At 65.8% G+C, this 16,959-nt stretch carries 21 protein-coding genes; 10 read left to right on the top strand and 11 right to left on the bottom strand.

Features of this window, described 5'->3' with window-relative positions:
- Positions 1–45: 45 nt before the first annotated feature.
- Positions 46–690, top strand: a complete 645-nt coding sequence (locus tag AB0L82_RS30750; protein ID WP_364643882.1) for a helix-turn-helix domain-containing protein — start codon at positions 46–48, stop codon at positions 688–690.
- Positions 691–708: 18 nt separating this feature from the next.
- Here AB0L82_RS30750 and AB0L82_RS30745 read toward each other — a convergent pair whose 3' ends face one another.
- Positions 709–1,503 carry a YdcF family protein gene (locus AB0L82_RS30745; protein WP_364643880.1) on the bottom strand — a complete coding sequence of 265 codons (795 nt, stop codon included), beginning with the start codon at positions 1,501–1,503 and terminating at the stop codon, positions 709–711.
- 124 nt (positions 1,504–1,627) lie between these two features.
- On the bottom strand, positions 1,628–1,921 hold the full coding sequence (locus tag AB0L82_RS30740; RefSeq protein WP_364643877.1) for a hypothetical protein: 294 nt from the start codon (positions 1,919–1,921) through the stop codon (positions 1,628–1,630).
- Between the two features lie 14 nt (positions 1,922–1,935).
- Between AB0L82_RS30740 and AB0L82_RS30735 the strand changes: the two genes are divergently transcribed.
- Positions 1,936–2,211, top strand: coding sequence for an Lrp/AsnC ligand binding domain-containing protein (locus AB0L82_RS30735; protein ID WP_364643874.1), 276 nt, complete (start codon positions 1,936–1,938; stop codon positions 2,209–2,211).
- An 81-nt stretch (positions 2,212–2,292) separates the two neighbouring features.
- Here the strand turns inward: AB0L82_RS30735 and AB0L82_RS30730 are convergent, their stop codons facing one another.
- The 3 genes from AB0L82_RS30730 to AB0L82_RS30720 all read right to left on the bottom strand — a co-directional run bounded on the left by AB0L82_RS30730 (position 2,293) and on the right by AB0L82_RS30720 (position 4,325).
- Positions 2,293–2,643 carry a hypothetical protein gene (locus tag AB0L82_RS30730; protein ID WP_364643871.1) on the bottom strand — a complete coding sequence of 117 codons (351 nt, stop codon included), beginning with the start codon at positions 2,641–2,643 and terminating at the stop codon, positions 2,293–2,295.
- Positions 2,644–2,781: 138 nt separating this feature from the next.
- On the bottom strand, positions 2,782–3,837 hold the full coding sequence (gene trpD, locus AB0L82_RS30725) for an anthranilate phosphoribosyltransferase (RefSeq protein WP_364643868.1): 1,056 nt from the start codon (positions 3,835–3,837) through the stop codon (positions 2,782–2,784).
- A gap of 77 nt (positions 3,838–3,914) precedes the next feature.
- On the bottom strand, positions 3,915–4,325 hold the full coding sequence (locus tag AB0L82_RS30720) for a hypothetical protein (RefSeq protein ID WP_364643865.1): 411 nt from the start codon (positions 4,323–4,325) through the stop codon (positions 3,915–3,917).
- Positions 4,326–4,502: 177 nt separating this feature from the next.
- Here AB0L82_RS30720 and AB0L82_RS30715 point away from each other — a divergent pair, with 177 nt between their 5' ends.
- From AB0L82_RS30715 to AB0L82_RS30700, 4 genes are all read left to right on the top strand, one after another.
- The gene (locus AB0L82_RS30715; RefSeq protein WP_364643862.1) at positions 4,503–5,114 is read left to right on the top strand and encodes a heme-copper oxidase subunit III; all 612 of its coding nucleotides are present in this window, start codon (positions 4,503–4,505) and stop codon (positions 5,112–5,114) included.
- A gap of 161 nt (positions 5,115–5,275) precedes the next feature.
- Entirely contained in the window at positions 5,276–6,061 is a 786-nt protein-coding gene (locus AB0L82_RS30710; RefSeq protein ID WP_364644228.1) for a cytochrome c, read from the top strand.
- A complete protein-coding gene (locus AB0L82_RS30705) occupies positions 6,058–7,212 on the top strand; it encodes a ubiquinol-cytochrome c reductase iron-sulfur subunit (protein WP_364643859.1) in 1,155 nt (384 codons plus the stop codon). Before AB0L82_RS30710 ends, AB0L82_RS30705 begins: the two co-directional genes overlap by 4 nt.
- A complete protein-coding gene (locus AB0L82_RS30700; RefSeq protein ID WP_364643856.1) occupies positions 7,209–8,813 on the top strand; it encodes a cytochrome bc complex cytochrome b subunit in 1,605 nt (534 codons plus the stop codon). Before AB0L82_RS30705 ends, AB0L82_RS30700 begins: the two co-directional genes overlap by 4 nt.
- Positions 8,814–8,903: 90 nt before the next feature.
- Here AB0L82_RS30700 and AB0L82_RS30695 read toward each other — a convergent pair whose 3' ends face one another.
- The 5 genes from AB0L82_RS30695 to AB0L82_RS30675 form a co-directional block, all read right to left on the bottom strand.
- Positions 8,904–9,503, bottom strand: coding sequence for a TetR/AcrR family transcriptional regulator (locus AB0L82_RS30695; protein WP_364643853.1), 600 nt, complete (start codon positions 9,501–9,503; stop codon positions 8,904–8,906).
- Complete coding sequence (locus AB0L82_RS30690; RefSeq protein ID WP_364643850.1) at positions 9,500–9,979, bottom strand: DUF1772 domain-containing protein; 480 nt, start codon at positions 9,977–9,979, stop codon at positions 9,500–9,502. Before AB0L82_RS30690 ends, AB0L82_RS30695 begins: the two co-directional genes overlap by 4 nt.
- Before the next feature lie 19 nt (positions 9,980–9,998).
- Positions 9,999–10,397 carry a hypothetical protein gene (locus AB0L82_RS30685; RefSeq protein WP_364643847.1) on the bottom strand — a complete coding sequence of 133 codons (399 nt, stop codon included), beginning with the start codon at positions 10,395–10,397 and terminating at the stop codon, positions 9,999–10,001.
- Positions 10,398–10,518: 121 nt separating this feature from the next.
- Positions 10,519–11,289 (bottom strand): BTAD domain-containing putative transcriptional regulator, encoded by a 771-nt coding sequence (locus tag AB0L82_RS30680; RefSeq protein ID WP_364643844.1) that lies wholly within the window; start codon positions 11,287–11,289, stop codon positions 10,519–10,521.
- A 179-nt stretch (positions 11,290–11,468) separates the two neighbouring features.
- Positions 11,469–13,652, bottom strand: coding sequence for an MMPL family transporter (locus tag AB0L82_RS30675; protein ID WP_364643841.1), 2,184 nt, complete (start codon positions 13,650–13,652; stop codon positions 11,469–11,471).
- Positions 13,653–13,801: 149 nt separating this feature from the next.
- On the opposite strand from AB0L82_RS30675, the gene AB0L82_RS30670 reads away from it, so the two are divergent.
- Positions 13,802–14,443, top strand: coding sequence for a TetR/AcrR family transcriptional regulator (locus AB0L82_RS30670; protein ID WP_364643838.1), 642 nt, complete (start codon positions 13,802–13,804; stop codon positions 14,441–14,443).
- A gap of 3 nt (positions 14,444–14,446) precedes the next feature.
- Here the strand turns inward: AB0L82_RS30670 and AB0L82_RS30665 are convergent, their stop codons facing one another.
- A complete protein-coding gene (locus AB0L82_RS30665; RefSeq protein ID WP_364643835.1) occupies positions 14,447–14,926 on the bottom strand; it encodes a hypothetical protein in 480 nt (159 codons plus the stop codon).
- 135 nt (positions 14,927–15,061) lie between these two features.
- On the opposite strand from AB0L82_RS30665, the gene AB0L82_RS30660 reads away from it, so the two are divergent.
- From AB0L82_RS30660 to AB0L82_RS30650, 3 genes are read left to right on the top strand one after another with little or no spacing between them, the layout of a single operon-like run.
- The gene (locus AB0L82_RS30660) at positions 15,062–15,523 is read left to right on the top strand and encodes an ester cyclase (RefSeq protein WP_364643832.1); all 462 of its coding nucleotides are present in this window, start codon (positions 15,062–15,064) and stop codon (positions 15,521–15,523) included.
- Positions 15,520–16,035, top strand: a complete 516-nt coding sequence (locus AB0L82_RS30655) for a DUF2505 domain-containing protein (protein ID WP_364643829.1) — start codon at positions 15,520–15,522, stop codon at positions 16,033–16,035. Before AB0L82_RS30660 ends, AB0L82_RS30655 begins: the two co-directional genes overlap by 4 nt.
- A complete protein-coding gene (locus tag AB0L82_RS30650) occupies positions 16,032–16,940 on the top strand; it encodes an SDR family NAD(P)-dependent oxidoreductase (protein WP_364643826.1) in 909 nt (302 codons plus the stop codon). The genes AB0L82_RS30655 and AB0L82_RS30650 overlap by 4 nt, the downstream gene beginning before the upstream one ends.
- The last annotated feature ends 19 nt before the right edge of the window (positions 16,941–16,959 follow it).

Genomic DNA, 16,959 nt, shown 5'->3' with positions numbered 1-16,959 from the left:
TTTCGCCGCAGTGGCACTGCGGTGGATATTGATAGGATGCTCCTCATGAGCCAACCGGTCAAGAGGACCTACCGAGCGGCCAAACGCGCCGAGACCGCCACGGCCACGCGCGCCGCCATCCGGGCGGCGGCGACCGAACTGTTCGTCGAATCCGGCTATGCCGCCACGACCATGCGGGAGATCGCGCGCCGCGCCGGGGTGGGGGAGCGCACCCTCTACGACGCTTTCCCGAATAAGTTCGAGCTGTTCCGGCACACGATCGGGGTGGCGACCGTGGGCGACGAGGAGCCCGTCGCGGTGCTCGATCGGCCCGAAGTGCTTGCCGCGCAGACCGATACCGACGCGTCTGCCGCCATCGAACGCCTCATCGAGTACACGGCAGGGCTTTTCGAGCGCGCGGGCGATCTCATCATGGTCGGCATCGAGGCGGGCGCGGCGGACGCGGCCATGCGCGCGGGCTCCGAGGCCGCCGAGGCGGATACCTACCAGACCTGGCTCGGGTTGACCCGCAACCTCTTTCGCGCCGATGCGCTCCGGCCCGAACTCGATGCCGAAGCGGCGGCGGATATCTTCTTCGCGCTCGCCTCACCGCATGTGTTCCGGCTGCTGCGGCGGCACAGAGGCTGGAGTGCGGCGCGATACCGGGAATGGCTCACCGAGGCGGTCACCGCACAACTGCTGCGCGAGTGACCGCCCCGGCCGCCGGGACTACTTGTCCGGGCCGAAAGGCTGTGCGGACAAGGGTGATTCATCCGGGGTCATGGTCGCCACCACCGAGATCCCGGCCGAACGGAAATTGCTGAGCGCGCGGGCGATATGGTCCGCCGAGGTGATCAGGATGGCGGCGTGCGCGCCGATCACCTCCATCAGCCGGGCCGAGAACGCGGCGTTCTGCACCGTCGAATTCGCTTTGGTCTCGGTGTGAATGCGCTCGGGGGAGATACCGCGCTGGGTCATCCAATCCGCCATGGCCTGCGCCTCGGTGACACCGGCCTGCGGATTGCCGCCGGTGAGGATCACCGGGGCCATCGGGGACAGCAGCGCCGAGACATAGCCCGCGTACAACCGGTTGATCAGTTCCGGTCGCATCTCGCCGTCCGGCATCAGGCCGTAGCCGAGCACCACGATGGCGGTGCTCGGGCTGAACATGGCGGGCAGTTCCAGCCCGGGCAGATCCAGGCCCGGCACCAGTGTGGTCACCGAATTGAGCGCGCTCACAACGTCTTCGGTGATCCCGGCGATCGGCACGGCGGGCATGGTGATGGGCTGAGTGTGCCCCGGGGCGGCCGTCGTGCCCGGTGCGGTCACCGTATCGGGGCGTGCGGCGGTCACCGCCTCGGACTGCGCCGGAACGGCGACCGCATCGGTATCGGCCTGCGCCGGTGCGGCCCCCGCCGCGACCACCACGACGGTGGCCCCCGCGAGCAGGGTGCGCACGGCGAGCCGCGCGGTATTTCGGGAGATATGACGGAGAACCGGAACGGCCGGTAGCAGATCGAACATCGAAAACCCCCAGGGTAGCCACACTAGTGACTACTAGTCGGTTCACATTTCGATCCATGATCACCCGAATCGGCTGGCCGGGATGGGTTTTCGGAAAATCAAGCCCCGAATTCCGGGTACCGTCTCAGTCAGTGGGACCGAACATTTCCCGGTGCGCCCGGAACCAGGTCGCGAAATCGTGCGGCGGGCGACCGAGCAACTCCACGATCGTAGTCGTGCGCAGACCGGCCGTGTCCGAACGCATCTGCTCGAACGACTCCGCGATCGCCGCCGCCAGCGCGGGCGGGGCGCCGTTGGGGAAGCGGGCCCGCACGGCCTCGTCGACGGTGACGGACTCACCGAGGTCGAACGCGAACAGCTCATGACAGCCCTGGCCGAGATTCATCGGTCCGCCACCGATCTCCTCGGCGGTGATCACCTAGAGTTGGCCCCATGATTACCGCGATCGTGCTGATCCACGCCGAGTCCGACCGCATTCCTGAGACCGCGCAGGAATTGGCGGATATCGACGGTGTGGCCGAGGTGTACTCCTGCGCGGGCGACGTGGATCTGATCGCCGTCGTGCGGGTGCGCGAATACGAGCGCATCGCCGAAGTGGTGACCGGGCGGATCAACAAGACCGCCGGGGTGGTGCGCACCGCGACTCACATCGCCTTCAAGTCCTACAACCGCGCCGACGTCGAAGCGGGCTTCTCCATCGGCGAGTAGCGGATTCAACCCGCGAATCGCTCCGTACGGACCAGATACGTCCGAGCGGAGCGATGCGTCAGCGCTGCGGACCTCGGTACCTCAGCCGGTCTGGATGGATGCCCCGAGCGGGGTGGCGGACCGGCCGGGCTCGACCACATTGGTGACCCCGCCCTTGCATCCGGGTAGCAGGTACACCCGGACCTCCTGGGCGGTGTGATTCACCACCGCCAGGCGGCGCGGCACCTTGCGCACGGTGAGGCATCCGGCCGGATCGCCGTAATCGTGCCCGTCCACGCTCAGCGTGCCGTTAGCGGTCTGGGTCGGTATCGGCGCGACCGGATGCGCCCCGCTCTCGGGCACCACCCCCAGCGCGGCCCCCGCCGCGAGTACCGCGCCGATCGTGAAAAAGCCCCGCCGCCAAGGTATTCCGTCGCGCCCGAACCGCACCATTGCCGCACATCCTCGACTGGGCCAGTATCGCGGTCAGCCGCAGCCATCAGCGGGAAACCGCCTGCTCAACGCCAAAACTGTAGCGCCGTCACAAGCATCCCACCGGCAAACACGCCTTCCAGCAGAGATAAGGGGCGTTCAGTCCGAACCGAGCTGATTGGTGACGGTGACCCAGCGGTCCAGCAGATCCGCGGCCGCGCCGGTGTCGATGGCGGCGGCGACGCGCTCCAGGGCCGCGGCCAATCGCGGATGCAGATCGTCCGCCGATGTGTCCGGGGTCAGTTCGAAGGCGACTACCGCGGCCGCCGAATTCAGCAGCACCGCATCGCGTACGGGGCCCGGCTCACCGGCGAGCATATTGCGGGCGATCACCGCGTTCATGGCCGCGTCGCCGCCGCGCAGCGCCTCCGGGGCCACCCGGGGAATGCCGAGTTCGGTTGGGTCGATGGTGGTTTCGAAGCTGCGACCGCCCACCACGACCCAGGCGTCGGTGGTGTCGGCGGTGGTGATCTCGTCCAGGCCGTCATTGCCGCGCACGACCAGTGCCGAGGCGCCGCGGTCGGCGAACACGCCCGCGATGACCGGGAGCAGATCGGCGAAGGCGCAGCCGATCAAGCCCGCGGTGGGCTGGGCCGGATTGGTCAGCGGGCCGAGGATATTGAAGACCGTCGGGATGCCGATCTCACTGCGCGCCGGACCCGCGAAGCGCAGGGACGGATGGAAGACGGGGGCGAAACAGAAACCGATGCCCACCTCGTTGACCGAGGTCGCCACCGATTCGGGGCCGAGCGCGATCTTCACGCCGAGCGCCTCGAGCACATCCGCGCCGCCGCTCTTGGACGATGCCGCGCGGTTGCCGTGCTTCACGACGGGAATTCCGGTGGCGGCCACCACGATCGAGGACATGGTGGAGATGTTCACCGTGCCCGAGCGGTCACCGCCGGTGCCGACGATATCGACCGCCGCGCCCTTGTAGGGCACCCGGCGCGCGTGCGAGAGCATGCCCTGGGCCAGGCCGCCGAGCTCCTCGGGGGTGGGGCCCTTCATCTTCAGGGCCACGCCGAAGGCGGCGATCTGCGCGGAGGTGGCGCTGTCGGTGAAGATCTCGTTCATGGCCCACGCGGCCTCATCGGTGGACAGATCATTGCCATCGGTGAGGATGCCGAGGATTTCTCGCCAGCTGCGCGCGCTCATTGCTCTTCCGTTCCCCCGGAAGTCCGGAGTGATGTCGGGGCCATCGGTGTTGTCGGAGCAAGCCTAGTGGGCGGGGGCTATTTCTTTTCCTTCGGCGGCACCGGCGATGGTTGCAGCGCATCCCAGCCCAGCGCCTCGCCGTCGTGGCGATGGGCCAGACTCGCCATCCGCGAGCGCTCCTGCGAACAGTGCAGGGCATCGAGCACCTGCACGCGCTGCAAGATCACATTCGACCCGTCGCCGGTATCACCGGGCGCGTAGCCGCCCTGTGCGGCGATGGCGAAGATTTCGGCCCGCCGCTCTTCGGGAATCCGCAGGTGATGCCGCAGCAGCACCGGCTGGTCGGGAGTCCAGTTCTCCGCGCGCGCCAAGGCGGCCGAACACGCCTCCGCGTCATCGAAACTCGACGCCACCGAGATGAGATCGGCGCGCCCGGGATCCAGTTCCGTTGTCCCGCCGCGTCGCAGCAGTCGCCGCACCCACTCCATGGTTCGAAAACTCCTCCGAAATAGGGCTCAGGTTTCTCTTACCTGGGCAATCTAGGTTGGTCCGTGACACGCCGAGCGCCCATCGAGAGGCTTGCTCGCCCTGCGGTTTCCGACACGTACGACGAACTTTCGTACCCCGCTATGTCTGTCGTACTACGACAAGTCATACTTACCGGCGTGACGACCGCAGTAGGGACCCCAGGATCGGCCATTACCCAGCGAGTGCATTCGCTGAACCGGCCCAACATGGTCAGCGTCGGTACCATCATCTGGCTGTCGAGCGAGTTGATGTTCTTCGCCGGCCTGTTCGCCATGTACTTTGTCGCTCGCGCGCAGGCCCACGGTAAGTGGCCGATGGAGCCGACCGAGCTGAACCTCAAGCTCGCCGTGCCGGTGACCGCAGTCCTGGTGGCCTCGTCCTTCACCTGCCAGATGGGCGTCTTCGCCGCCGAGCGCGGCGATGTGTTCGGCCTGCGCCGCTGGTACACCATCACGCTGATCATGGGTGCGATGTTCGTGGCCGGTCAGGGCTACGAGTACACGAACCTGGTCAAAGAAGGCACCACGATCTCCAGCACCGTGTACGGCTCGGTGTTCTACATCACCACCGGCTTCCACGGTCTGCACGTCATCGGCGGTCTGATCGCGTTCGTGTTCCTGCTGGTCCGCACCTCGCTCAGCAAGTTCACCCCCGCGCAGGCGACCGCGGCGATCGTTGTCTCCTACTACTGGCACTTCGTCGACATCGTTTGGATCGGGCTCTTCGCCACGATCTACTTCATCCGCTAGCAAGCGGATCCAGTACCACGGCCAGCCCGCCGTAGGCACGAAGCTTCTGACAAGTCGGTTCCGTCTACTCCAAAGGGACACAGATGAGTTCATCTCCCCCGTCAGCGCCAGATCCCAGCGAGGGGATCGGCGAGGCCACCAAGACCCGCAAGCAGCGGCGCATGCGCCGCAAGCTCGCCGGCGGTCTGGTTCTCCTGATGGGCCTCGTCGGAGCCGGCTTCGCGGCATCGGCCCTGACCCCGACGGCGCAGGTCGCCACGGCGCACGAGGACCAGTCCGCGCTCATCCGCGAGGGCAAGCAGATCTACGACACCTCGTGTGTCACCTGCCACGGCGCCAACCTGCAGGGTGTGCAGGATCGCGGCCCGAGCCTGATCGGCGTCGGCGAGGCAGCGGTGTACTTCCAGGTTTCCTCCGGTCGTATGCCCGCCGCCCGCAACGAGGCGCAGATCGTGCGCAAGCCCCCGAAGTTCGACGCCGGTCAGACCGACGCCCTGGGCGCCTACATTCAGGCGAACGGCGGCGGCCCGACCGTGCTGCGCGATCCGAACGGTGAGATCGCCCAGGAGTCCATCATCGCCGGAGCCGATCTCGGCCGCGGTGGCGAACTCTTCCGGATGAACTGCGCGTCCTGCCACAACTTCACCGGTAAGGGCGGCGCGCTGTCCTCCGGTAAGTTCGCCCCGCCCCTGGAAGAGGCGAGCGAACAGCAGATCTACCTGGCCATGCTCACCGGCCCGCAGAACATGCCCAAGTTCTCCGACCGGCAGCTGTCGCCGGAGGAGAAGAAGGACATCGTCGCGTACATCAAGGACCGCATGGAGACCAAGTCCGAGGGCGGCTACGGCCTCGGCGGCTTCGGTCCCGCGACCGAGGGGCTGGCGATCTGGATCGTCGGCATCGTGGTTCTGGTCGGATCGGCCATGTGGATCGGATCCCGGTCATGAGCGAACAGGAGCGAAAAGGCATGGGGGACAACCCCAGCGAGAAGGACTTCACCGATGAGCAGCTCGACGCCATGTCGCGCGATGAGCTCGTCGAACTCGGCACCAAGCTCGACGGTGTCGACGTCGCCTACCGCGCACCGCGCTGGCCGGTGCCCGGCACCCGCGCGGAGAAGCGCGCCGAGCGTCAGGTGGCGCTGTGGTTCGCCATCGCCGGCATCTTCGGCGCCGCGCTCGTCGGCATCTACCTGTTCTGGCCCTGGGAGTACAAGGGGCGCGGCGAGGACGGCAATACCGCCTACACGCTGACCACTCCGCTGTACGGCCTCACGCTCGGTATCGCGGTGCTCGCCGTCGGTATCGCCGTGGTGCTCATCCGCAAGAAGTTCATCCCGGCCGAGATCTCCATCCAGGAACGCCACGACGGCCGCTCCTCCGAGGTCAACCGCCGCACGCTGGGCGCACAGCTGCAGGACGCGGTGGAGACCTCCACCCTGGGCCGCCGCAAGCTGATCACCCGCACCGCGGGCGCCGGCGTCGGCGTGCTCGGCATCGGCGCACTGCTGGTGTTCGCGGGCGGCATGATCAAGAACCCGTGGGCCAAGCGCGACAAGTCGCCGCTGTGGGTCTCGGGCTGGACCCCGGATTACGCGGGCCAGACCATCTTCCTGCGTCGCGATACCGGCCGCCCCGAGGACATCGTCCTGGTGCGCCCGGAGGACCTCGACGCCGGCGCCATGGAAACCGTCTTCCCCTGGAAGGAAGAATGGCGTGGCGATGAGCACGAGACCCTGCAGTCGCTGCGTGGAATCCGCAACGCGGTCATGCTGATTCGCCTGCGCACCGCGGATGCCGAAAAGGCCGTCAAGCGTAAGGGCCAGGAGAGCTTCAACTACGGCGACTACTTCGCGTACTCGAAGATCTGCACCCATCTCGGTTGCCCGACCTCGCTTTTCGAGCAGCAGACCAACCGGATTCTGTGCCCCTGCCATCAGTCGCAGTTCTCCGCGACCGAGTGGGGTAAGCCGGTCTTCGGTCCCGCCGCTCGCGCGCTGCCGCAGCTGCCGATCACCGTCAATGCCGAGGGCTATCTGGTCGCCGTACACGACTTCCTCGAGCCCCTCGGCCCGGCCTTCTGGGAGCGTCGTTCATGAGCCAGGTCAACGAACTCGACGAGCGGTACCACGCTGCCGCATTCGTGAAGCGGTCGATCAACAAGGTCTTCCCGACCCACTGGTCGTTCCTGCTCGGTGAGATCGCGCTGTACGCGTTCATCATCCTGCTGCTGTCGGGTATCTACCTGACGCTGTACTTCGACCCGTCCATGTCGGAGACCGTCTACAACGGCTCATACCAGCCGTTGCGCGGTGTCACCATGTCGCGGGCCTACGAGACCGCGCTGAACATCTCGTTCGAGGTGCGCGGCGGTCTGTTCGTGCGCCAGGTGCACCACTGGGCGGCACTGCTTTTCGCGGCGTCGATCATCATCCACCTGTTCCGCATCTTCTTCACCGGCGCGTTCCGCAAGCCGCGTGAGGCCAACTGGGTGATCGGCTCGCTGCTGCTCATCCTGGCGATGTTCGAAGGCTTCTTCGGTTACTCGCTGCCGGACGACCTGCTCTCGGGTACCGGTCTGCGCGCGGCCTTCTCGGGCATCACCATCGGTGTTCCGGTCATCGGCACCTGGCTGCACTGGCTGATCTTCGCGGGCGACTTCCCGGGCGAGATCATCATCCCGCGTCTGTACATCGCGCACGTGCTGCTCATTCCGGGCATCCTGCTGGCCCTGATCGCCGCGCACGTCGCGCTGGTCTGGTACCAGAAGCACACCCAGTTCCCCGGACCGGGTCGCAAGGAAACCAATGTCGTCGGCGCGCGCATCGTGCCGGTGTTCGCCGCCGACCAGGGCGCGTTCTTCGCCTTCACCCTGGGCGTCGTCGCGATCATGGGTGGCGTGCTGCAGATCAACCCGATCTGGAACCTGGGTCCCTACAACCCGTCTCAGGTCTCCGCGGGTTCGCAGCCGGACTTCTACATGATGTGGACCGACGGTATGGCGCGTCTGATGCCGCCGTGGGAGCTCTACTTCTGGGGTCATACGGTTCCGGCCGCCTTCTGGGTCGCGCTGATCATGGGCCTGGTGTTCACCGTGCTGGTGATCTACCCCTGGATCGAGAAGCGCCTCACCGGCGACACCGCGCGGCACAACCTGCTGCAGCGTCCGCGCGATGTGCCGGTGCGTACCGCGATCGGCTCCATGGCCATCGCGTTCTACCTGGTGCTGACCCTGGCGTGTGTCAACGACATCATCTCGTTGAAGTTCGACATCTCGCTGAACGCCACCACCTGGTTCTTCCGCATCGCCCTGCTGACCGTGCCGCCGCTCGCGTACTTCGCGGCGTATCGGTTCTGCCTGGGCCTGCAGCGCAGCGACCGGGCGGTGCTCGAGCACGGTATCGAGACCGGTGTCATCAAGCGCCTGCCGCATGGTGAGTACATCGAGATCCACCAGCCGCTGGGCCCGGTCGACTCGCACGGTCACCCGATCCCGCTGGAGTACCAGGGCGCCCCGGTGCCCAAGAAGATGTCCAAGCTGGGCTCCGCCGGTAAGCCCGGCACCGGCTCCTTCCTGTTCGCCGACCCGGCCCAGCAGCAGCTGGAGAACGTCGAGAACGCGCACAAGGAAGAGCACGACATGCTGGCCGCCCTGGAAGCACACCAGGACACCGCGGACAGCGGTTCGCACGGCCACTGAGGCCGAGCCAAGCTGTAAAGGGAAGGCCCCGAGTCGAATTCGACTCGGGGCCTTCCCCGTTTCCGTGTACCCCCGCGGAGGTCCGCCGGTCTACACCGTGACCTCGGTATCGCGGTGTGGCTGTGCCGCTTCGGCGTTCAGCGTTTCGGTGATCTCCCGCGCCCAGTCGGCGGGCACCGCGCCGGGGCCGATGACCTGCATCGCCGCCATGACGGTGAGCAGCATGCCGGTTTCGAAGAAGCGGGTGACCAGATCCGGTGTGGCACCGGTCAATTGCTTGACCAGGGCGTAGATCTCGCCGTAGCGGGCGCGCACCGCGACGCCGATGGCGGGATGTGAACTCGCCGCCATACCGTGCAGCAGTACGACGACGAGTTCGCGCTCGTCCAGGATCTCGGCATAGCCCGCGCTGAGCCCCGCGAGCAATTCCACCGGATCCGTTGTGGTACGCCGGTTTTCGGCGATCGCCCGGAAGATCTCCTCGATGCGGTCGCAGACCCGGTGCACCGCGGCGAGGAAGAGCTGTTCCTTACTGCCGAAGAGGCGGATGACATAGGGCTGGGAGACCCCGGACCGGCGGGCTATGTCATCGGTGGTGGTTCCGGCGTAACCGGATTCGCAGAAGGCCGCCACAGCGGCGGTGAGCACCTGCTCACTGCGCTGGGCGGCGGTCATGCGAACTCTGCTCACGCGGCTTCCCGGATGGCCAGGCACAGGCTCAGCAGTGCGACGGTCTGGAGTCCGGCGCGGGCGTAGATGACGCTGTCCCAGCGCTTTTGGAGGGCGCGCGGGTCCAGGCCCGCGGGGGCGTCGCCCTGGGACGCGGCGGTGAGCTGCTTGTTGATCGGAGCGCTGACGCGGATGTAGATGGCCATCCAGATCGCCAGGAACGCGAAGGCCAGCGCGGCCAGCAGGGTGACCTTCCTATCGCCATCGATGAGCGAGGTCACCGCCGCCAGCCCGGCGGCGATCCAGCCGATCGCGCCGGGAATCGGCATGCGCGCGTCCGCGATTCGGTGCACATTGCCGATGGTCTGCACCAGTACGTTGTCATCGACCGCCGCGAGGGCGGGGCGCAGCACGATCGCGCAGAATACGTCGGTTCCGTAGACGACGGCGCCGCCGAGCACCGAAACCGTCAGCAGTCCTTCGGTGATGTTTCGCACTGTTCTTCGCTCCAAATCTTCAGTCGTCGAGCAGGCCGGCGACCAGGAGGCCACCGAAAAGACCTGCGGCAGTGAGGAGTTCCCAGGTGTCGGGGGCACCGGAATTGCCGGTGATGCGACGCTTGTTAAGCGTGACCGAGGCGTCGATGAGCTCGAGTCCCACGCTCAGTACGAACCAGTGCCGCACCGGATGGCCCCGGTACAGCGAGAACAGGGTGCCGGCGCCGAGCACCAGGTCCCGGGCCCCAAACGCCCGGGACGGCAACGAGGACATCTTCTCGTCGTACTCGCCCGACCACGATTTGACCGTCTCCGCGGGGTTGAGCAGCATGCCGCTGCCGATCGCCACGCGTGCGGCGCCTTGAGCCCAGGCGGTGCTGCGAACCACCTGACGCAAGACCGTTTTTCCGTTGGCCATCCATCCAGCCTTAATCTCGTGTGCGCTGTGGCACGCCGTCGAATATGCGCACCAAGACTGTCACCGATGACTGGCCGGAACACTTGACGGAATCTTGATTCCGATGGCCACGGTTCCGCCCTCAGGAAATTTCGCGCAGATCGAAACTATCCGAGGCCAGCAGGGTGCGATGAATTTCCCGGAGCCGCGGCCCGGGTTCCGCGCCCATCATTTCCACAATGCGCCCGCGAGCTGTCCCATACAGTTCGAGCGCCTCCACCGTGCGCCCGGTTTGCATGAGGGCTTGCAAGAGTTTTTCTATCACGAGCTCGGAGTGCGGATTATTCGCCATCTCGCGGCGGAGTTCGGTGATCACCGCACTCGAGTTGCCGATCATTATTTCCGTTTCGGCCCAATCGGTCATGGCATCGAGTCGTTCCCGGTCGAGCCATTCCCGGACCCGGGTCGCCCAGCTCCCGGAGATATTCGCGATCGGGCATCCCTGCCACAGATTCAGTGCTGATTTCTGCAGGAAAGCCCTGGTACGAGGGTTGTTTTCCTGCCGGGCCTCACTCATCAGCGCATAAAACCGGTGCAGGTCGATACAGTGCGGAGAGATATCCAGCAGATATCCGCCGTTCTGGCGGACTATTCTGACGTCATTCGTGGAATTGCAGCCTTCGTTCGCTTTCTCGAGAATGCGCCGCAGTCGGGTGACATACGTATAGACGACATTGCGAACATCCGAAGGCGGTGATTCATCCCATACCCGTTCGACCAAGGTGTCGAAGCCGATCGGTGTATTGGGCTCCAAAAGTAGTGGAAGGAGCACTGCTCGTTGTTTCGGTGGACCGAGGCTAATTGGAGCACGTCCCGCATATAGGTCCAGTGAACCGAGAAGTTGAAATTCCATACTGCCCCCAACATAACAAGCCAATATTGAAGATCCCCCCCAGCGCAGTCGAGTCGCCGCTGATCTCAACCGTTAGCGATCCTATCACTGATAGCCGATCGTGTCCGGTCGTGATCTTCTGCGCTGCGCCGGAAGGGAGCTCGAAATAGCTTGTCTACCTTGGGTTTCAGGTAAACCTGTTAACTTCCCGTCAGTGTTGCCGGGGCGGACGCCGACTCGTCGGGCTGTGTCGCGGGCAACTCGTCCGCATCCGATTCCCGGACGCCGATGCGCTGGTGAAGCCGCTTCAGCGGTCCCGGTGCGTACCAGGCCCGCTCACCCAGCAGCCGGAAGGTGACCGGAACCAGAATTCCGCGCATCACGGTGGCATCGAGCACCACCGCGAGCCCCGCCGCGATGCCGAAGAACTTCGCGAAACTCACCGGACTGAGCGCGAAGGCGAAGAAGCTGATCGCGATCAGCACCGCAGCCGCCGAGATGATGCGGCCGGTGCGCCCGAGCCCCTCGACCACGGCGTCGCGGGTGCTCGCCCCGGCGTCGTGCAGTTCCTTGATACGGCTGATCAGGAACACCTCGTAGTCCATCGAGAGCCCGAATGCTATGCACAGCAACAACACCGGCATCGACATGTCCAGCGGTCGCGGTGTGATGCCGAGCAGTCCGGCGCCGTGGCCCTGCTGGAAGATCAGGATCATCACACCGAAGGTGGCGGACAGTCCGAGCGCGTTCAGCAGCAGCGCCCGCAGCGGCTGAATCACGCTGCCGGTGAACAGGAACAGCACCACGAAGGTGGTCACGACCAGCAGTAGCAGTGCCCACGGCAACCGGGTGCCGATGGCGTGTTTGGTATCGACCAGGGTGGCGGTGGTGCCGCCGACCAGGAAGTGCGCGCCGTCCGGGGTGGAAGTGGCCCGGACAGTTCGCACCAGATCCTGTGCGGTGCCGGATTCGGGATGGATATCGGCGTTCGGTGTCACGACCACCTGCTGTGCGGTGGGCGTGGCGAGCTGGCGCTGCGCCTGTCCCGCGGGCTGACCGGAGACGAAAACCCCTGCGGGACTGTCGACTCGGGCCACGCCGGGCAGCAGTGAGAGTTTCCTGGCGTAGTCGTCGATCGCCACCACCGAGACCTGATCGGTGGTGACCGCGTCGATGGTCGCGGTGCTGTCGCCGCCGAACTGGGTGCGCAGCACATCGAGTGCGACGCGGCTGTCGGTGGTGGTGGGCAGTGAGCGATCGTCGACGGTGGCGAATTCGATGCGCAGCACCGGCGCGGCGGCCAGCAGCAGGATCGCCAGCACCGGAATGGCGGTGGCGACCGGACGGCGCATGACGGCCGCGGCCAGTCGGCCCCAGGTCCGCGATTCCTGCGCACTCGCGCTGTGCACGAAGGGAATTCGTCCGGCGTCGATACGCGGGCCGAGTACCGCGAGCAGTGCGGGCAGCAGAATCGTGCCCGCCGCGGCCGCGATGACCGTGACCCCGATACCGGCCAGTGCCAGCGAACGCAGGAAGGTGGACTGGAAGACCAGTACCGCGGAGAGCGCGACCGCGACGGTGACCGCGCTGAAAACGATGGTGCGCCCGGCGGTTCGGACGGTATGGACCACCGCGTCCGGTGTGGACGTGCCGCGGGCGAGTTCTTCGCGGAAGCGGCTGACCGTCAGCAGCGCGTAATCGATGGCCAGCCCGAGCGCCATGGCGGTGATGAGGTTGGTGGCGAAGATGCTCACCGGTGTCACCTCGGCGAGCAGGGACAGTTCGGCGAAGGTGCCCGCGATGGCCAGCAGTGCGATGAGCAGCGGCAGCACCGCCGACATGACACTGCCGAAGATGGCGAGCAAGAGGATGAGAGTCAGTGGCAGCGCGATGGATTCGGCCAGTACCAGGCCCTTCATCACGGCGGTGTTGATGTCGTTGTTGACCGCGAGCGCACCGGCGGCCCGGACGGTCACCGCATCGCCCGCCTTGCCGAGGTCGTCCTTCACCACGGCGGCAACGGTTTTGGCGCTTGCGGTCTCGTCACCGCTGACGAAGGCGGAGATCAGTCCGTAGCGGCCGTCCTGTGATTTGAGCGCGGGAGTGCCGGTTGTCCAGTAGGACACGATGTTTCGCACTTCGGAGCGCTGCTTCAGCGCGGTCGTGACCCGGTCGGCGGCGGCCGCGACGGCGGGATCGTCGACCTTGCCGGATGTGGCTTCGATCAGCAGCAGCAGGTTCGGATTGCCGTCCAGGTGCTGATCGATGAGCTGTTGGGCGTGCGTCGATTCCGCGTTGTCGGGGGCGAATCCGCCGGTCTCCAGTTTCGAGAACGCGGTGCCGGCCAGTGCCATTGCGGCCACGGCGATGATCCCGGAAAGCACCAGGACCAACCTCGTTCGCCGAACGATGAAGAGACCTAACCGAGTGAACATGGTGCGCTTCCTGTCGTTCGATCAGTAGTAGCTGAGCTATCGACTATTGAACATCTATCACTGATAGACAGTCAACCGTTGTCAGTATGCTGTTGTCAATGAAAGGAGGATCCGTGGAGCGAGAGGTCAAGGCCCCTGCCAGCAGCCCCAGCGGACGGCGACGCGAACGCGAGCGCGAGTACATGCGAAACCTGTTGCTCGATACGGCCCGCAGCATCGCGGCGGAGCAGGGGTGGCAGGCGGTGACCATCCGGCGCATCGCCGACCGCATCGAATACACCTCGCCGGTCATCTACCAGTACTTCTCCGGTAAGGACGCGCTGGTTTCGGAGGTGATGTGCGTCGGCTTCCGGGATATCGCGGACCGCATCGAGGCGACCATGAGCGAACCCGTCGAACGCCGCCTCACCGCGGTGGGCTCGGCGTTCTGGAATTTCGCGTTCGCCGCGCCCGAGCTGTATCAGGCCATGAACGGACAGGCCGGGGTCTCGTTCGACGGGGCGGAGATGCCGCCTGAGGTGGAGCGGGGTTTCATGGTCTTCCACGCGGTGCTGCAATCCATCGCGGACGATCAGGGCAGGCAATTGCGCGATCCGGCCGCGGCCGTGCACACCATGTGGGCGTATCTGCACGGTTTCGTCTCCCTGACGATGAGCGGCCGGGTGGCCGGCGGTGCGGGACAGGGCGAGAAGTTCATGCTCGCTTCGCTGGGCCCGCTGTTCGACGCGCAGTTGCGGTGAGACTCAGGACATGAAGGTGAAATCCGACGTCGCGGTGAATATCTGCGAGCGCGAATCCGCGCTCGGCTCGGACTTGGCCACCCAGTAGCGGGTGCCGAGCCGATTCCCGAAATCTCCGCCGGTGCCGTTCACGCCCAGCGTGATCGGCACGCCCGCGTAGGCGGTGGTCATATTGATCACGCCGAAGGAGTGCAGCGTGCCGCCGTGGAAGCTCATGGTGTCATCGCAGTACGAGTACATCTCCTTGGTGCCCGGATCCTGGAAGAAGACGGTGCAGTATCCGGTGGTCTGCCCGATGACCGGTCCATCCGGGGTGTCGTGGATCGTGTAGGAGTACGTGCCGGTCATCCCGTTGATCTCCAACGAGGTCATCTTCTCGAAGACGTGGACCGTGCGGTCGGGCTCGGCCTGGGCGCTCGGCGCGAGCAGCGCCGGGGTCGCCAGCAGTGCGGCGGCGAGAACTGTGGTGGTGATGCTTCGCATGCGAAAACAATTGCCGCGGTTACTGGTGCGCCGCCTCGAGGTCCACTCGAGTCAAGGTGAGTTCAAGGTTTCGTCCAATGCCGCGGTGTGATCCTCGGGCGCAGGAAACCGATGAACCGCAGTCAGGAGACCTTGATGTCAGAGGCGGACAAGGCGCTGATACGCCGCGTATTCGACGAGATGGCCAGCCAGGGCAAACTCGATGTCGCGTATGAGATCTACTCCCCGAAATACGTTGACCACCAGGCGTTCCCGGGTGCGCCCGAACGCGGGCCGGAGGGTGCGCACGCCTCGATCGGCCTGATGCGGACGGTACTGCCCGATCTCACCGTGCGGACCCATGAGATGAGCGCGCATAATGGCCTCGTCGCGTGCCATAACACTTGGTCCGGAACGCATTTGGGGGAGGTCCTCAATATTCCGGCGACCGGGCAGCAGGTCAGCTTCAACGCGCTGGTCGTGTTCCGGGTCGACGCCGGATTGATCACCGAGCGCTGGTCCATCGGCTTCGACGAGAATATGCGCCGCGCGCTCGGCCTGAAATTCAAATGGAGCTCGTCCAAGAGCTCGACTCCGCGGACAGGTGGAACGCTATGACACGCAAGGTGAGTCGCGTCGAGGAGTACGCGCAGTCGGCGGCCGAGGTGCATCGCGCGGTCACCACCCGGCAGTACTGGGTGGACCGGGTCGCCGAATTGGACGGTGCGGGAGCGGAATTGGTGTCCTTCGAGGTGACCGGCGACACCACCAGGATCGTGGTGTCCAAGCCCGCGCCGGTCGGGCGGATGCCCGCGCAGGTCGCCAAGCTGATCCCGGATTCGGTGCGGCTGGAGGTGACCGAGTCCTGGGGTCCGCTCGCCGATGGCGTCGCGCACGCGGAGATGGTGGCCGATATCGCCGGTATGCCCATCACGCTGGCCGCGAAATTCGTGCTGAAGGACGCCGGTGCGCGATCGACGCTGGATTTCGACGGCACGGTGGATGTGCGGGTTCCGGTGCTGGGCAAGGCGATCGAGGGCAATATCGCCACCGATGTGGGCAATGAGGTGACCCAGATCGCCGAGTACACCGAGACCTGGTTGACCCGCGAGCGGCAGGACAAGGCATGAGCGCGCCGATCGTCATCACCGGGGCGAGCTCGGGACTCGGTCTGGCGACCGCGACAATCCTTGCGGGCAAGGGGATCCCGGTCATTCTCGGCTGCCGGGACGAGGGCCGCGCGGCGGCCGCGAAACAGCAGATCCTGACCGCCGTGCCCACGGCCGAGGTGGAGATCGTGATCATCGATCTGGCCTCGATCGACTCGGTGCGGCATGGGGCGCGGCAGTTGAAATCGCTGGCGGTGCCGCCCGCGGCGATCATCTGCAATGCCGGATTGCAGATCGTGGACGGGGTGCAGCAGTCCGCCGACGGGTTCGAGATGACGTTCGCGTCGAACCATCTCGGACATTTCCAGCTCATCGACGAGGTGCTCGGGACGCTGGCATCGGGAGCTCGCATCCTGGTGGTGTCCAGTGACGTGCATCAGGGTCCGGCGAAATCGGGCGGCTTCCCCGCGCCCGAGTGGACCACCCCCGGTGAGCTCGCCGACGTCGAGGTGCAGCGCCGGACCGCGTCGAATCGCGGTGGCCGGGTGCGCTATTCGACCTCCAAGCTGGCCAATGTCTACTTCACCTATGAGCTGGCGCGGCGGGTGGCCGATCGCGGTATCACCGCCAATGCCTTCGATCCGGGGTTGATGCCGGAAACCCGGCTGTCCCGGAACTATCCGATGCTGATGCGCCGGGGCTTCCAGCTGATGACCCCGATCATCCGGTTGATGATGCCGGTCGCGCGGCCGCTCTCGCAGTCCGCGGACGATCTGGCCTGGCTGGCCACCGCCCCTGAAATGGCGGAGGTGACCGGCAGCTACTTCACCGGGCGCGACAAGGTGCCCAGCGCACCCGAATCGCATGACGCCGACAAGGCCCGCGAACTGTGGGAGGTCTCGGAGTCGCTGGTACAGAAGGCCTGAAGTCGTGGGGACGTCCCGT

This window comes from Nocardia sp. NPDC052001 (assembly GCF_040680615.1).
GTDB lineage: Bacteria > Actinomycetota > Actinomycetes > Mycobacteriales > Mycobacteriaceae > Nocardia.
This window is presented reverse-complemented; position numbering and strand designations above follow the sequence as displayed.

Bases quoted from the DNA above. Each gene is read 5' to 3' on its own strand.
- AB0L82_RS30750 (WP_364643882.1), top strand. From the start codon at position 46: ATGAGCCAACCGGTCAAGAGGACCTACCGAGCGGCCAAACGCGCCGAG.
- AB0L82_RS30745 (WP_364643880.1), bottom strand. From the start codon at position 1,503: ATGTTCGATCTGCTACCGGCCGTTCCGGTTCTCCGTCATATCTCCCGA.
- AB0L82_RS30735 (WP_364643874.1), top strand. From the start codon at position 1,936: ATGATTACCGCGATCGTGCTGATCCACGCCGAGTCCGACCGCATTCCT.
- AB0L82_RS30730 (WP_364643871.1), bottom strand. From the start codon at position 2,643: ATGGTGCGGTTCGGGCGCGACGGAATACCTTGGCGGCGGGGCTTTTTC.
- trpD (WP_364643868.1), bottom strand. From the start codon at position 3,837: ATGAGCGCGCGCAGCTGGCGAGAAATCCTCGGCATCCTCACCGATGGC.
- AB0L82_RS30720 (WP_364643865.1), bottom strand. From the start codon at position 4,325: ATGGAGTGGGTGCGGCGACTGCTGCGACGCGGCGGGACAACGGAACTG.
- AB0L82_RS30710 (WP_364644228.1), top strand. From the start codon at position 5,276: ATGCGCCGCAAGCTCGCCGGCGGTCTGGTTCTCCTGATGGGCCTCGTC.
- AB0L82_RS30705 (WP_364643859.1), top strand. From the start codon at position 6,058: ATGAGCGAACAGGAGCGAAAAGGCATGGGGGACAACCCCAGCGAGAAG.
- AB0L82_RS30700 (WP_364643856.1), top strand. From the start codon at position 7,209: ATGAGCCAGGTCAACGAACTCGACGAGCGGTACCACGCTGCCGCATTC.
- AB0L82_RS30685 (WP_364643847.1), bottom strand. From the start codon at position 10,397: ATGGCCAACGGAAAAACGGTCTTGCGTCAGGTGGTTCGCAGCACCGCC.
- AB0L82_RS30680 (WP_364643844.1), bottom strand. From the start codon at position 11,289: ATGGAATTTCAACTTCTCGGTTCACTGGACCTATATGCGGGACGTGCT.
- AB0L82_RS30670 (WP_364643838.1), top strand. From the start codon at position 13,802: ATGAAAGGAGGATCCGTGGAGCGAGAGGTCAAGGCCCCTGCCAGCAGC.
- AB0L82_RS30665 (WP_364643835.1), bottom strand. From the start codon at position 14,926: ATGCGAAGCATCACCACCACAGTTCTCGCCGCCGCACTGCTGGCGACC.
- AB0L82_RS30660 (WP_364643832.1), top strand. From the start codon at position 15,062: ATGTCAGAGGCGGACAAGGCGCTGATACGCCGCGTATTCGACGAGATG.
- AB0L82_RS30655 (WP_364643829.1), top strand. From the start codon at position 15,520: ATGACACGCAAGGTGAGTCGCGTCGAGGAGTACGCGCAGTCGGCGGCC.
- AB0L82_RS30650 (WP_364643826.1), top strand. From the start codon at position 16,032: ATGAGCGCGCCGATCGTCATCACCGGGGCGAGCTCGGGACTCGGTCTG.